The following is a 1,359-nucleotide window of genomic DNA, read 5'->3' on the forward strand; positions in this document are numbered from 1 at the left end:
GGTTATGCCCTCGACCGATTAGTAACAGTCAGCTCCATGCATTACTGCACTTCCACCTCTGCCCTATCTACCTCGTCGTCTTCAAGGGGTCTTACTACTTTCGTAGGGATATCTCATCTTAAGGGGGGCTTCACGCTTAGATGCCTTCAGCGTTTATCCCTTCCCGACTTGGCTACTCTGCCATGCCTTTGGCAAGACAACAGATACACCAGCGGTCGGTCCAGCCCGGTCCTCTCGTACTAAGGCCAGCTCCTCTCAAATATCCTACGCCCACGCCGGATAGGGACCGAACTGTCTCACGACGTTCTGAACCCAGCTCGCGTACCGCTTTAATGGGCGAACAGCCCAACCCTTGGGACCGACTTCAGCCCCAGGATGCGATGAGCCGACATCGAGGTGCCAAACCACTCCGTCGATGTGAACTCTTGGGAGTGATAAGCCTGTTATCCCCAGGGTAGCTTTTATCCGTTGAGCGATGGCAATCCCACTTTATACCACCGGATCACTAAGTCCTACTTTCGTACCTGCTCCACCCGTCGGTGTCGCAGTCAAGCTCCCTTCTGCCTTTGCACTCTTCGAATGGTTTCCAACCATTCTGAGGGAACCTTTGAGCGCCTCCGATACCCTTTCGGAGGCGACCGCCCCAGTCAAACTCCCCGCCTGACATTGTCCCCCAGCCGGGTCACGGCTGCTGGTTAGAAATCCAGTACTGCAAGGGTGGTATCCCAACAGCGGCTCCGTGGCTACTGGCGTAACCACTTCTTAGCCTCCCACCTATCCTGTACATACAATACCGAATCCCAGTATCAAGCTGGAGTAAAGCTCCATGGGGTCTTTCCGTCCTGGCGCGGGTAACCAGCATCTTCACTGGTACTTCAATTTCACCGGGTGCATTGTCGAGACAGTGCCCAAATCATTACGCCTTTCGTGCGGGTCGGAACTTACCCGACAAGGAATTTCGCTACCTTAGGACCGTTATAGTTACGGCCGCCGTTTACTGGGGCTTAAGTTCAAAGCTTCGCGTTTCCGCTAACCTCTCCCCTTAACCTTCCAGCACCGGGCAGGCGTCAGCCCATATACCTCACCTTTCGGTTTTGCATAGACCTGTGTTTTTGCTAAACAGTTGCTTGGGCCAATTCTCTGCGGCCAGCTCTCACTGGCACTCCTTCTCCCGAAGTTACGGAGTCATTTTGCCGAGTTCCTTAACAATGCTTCTCCCGTCGGCCTTAGGATTCTCTCCTCACCTACCTGTGTCGGTTTACGGTACGGGTACAGTACAAACAATAGCGGCTTTTCTTGGCAGCTGGCTCACACTCTTCCTTACTTTAGTTCAGTCCGCATCACGTCTTCGGATTGATG

At 53.6% G+C, this 1,359-nt stretch carries 1 rRNA gene; it reads right to left on the minus strand.

Annotated elements, in window-relative coordinates:
• Positions 1–1,359: ribosomal RNA gene (locus ACTNA4_RS16035) — 23S ribosomal RNA — on the minus strand; the annotation flags it as partial.

Origin of the sequence: Bariatricus sp. HCP28S3_A7, assembly GCF_052066375.1 — a bacterium.
Lineage (GTDB): Bacteria > Bacillota > Clostridia > Lachnospirales > Lachnospiraceae > Allocoprococcus.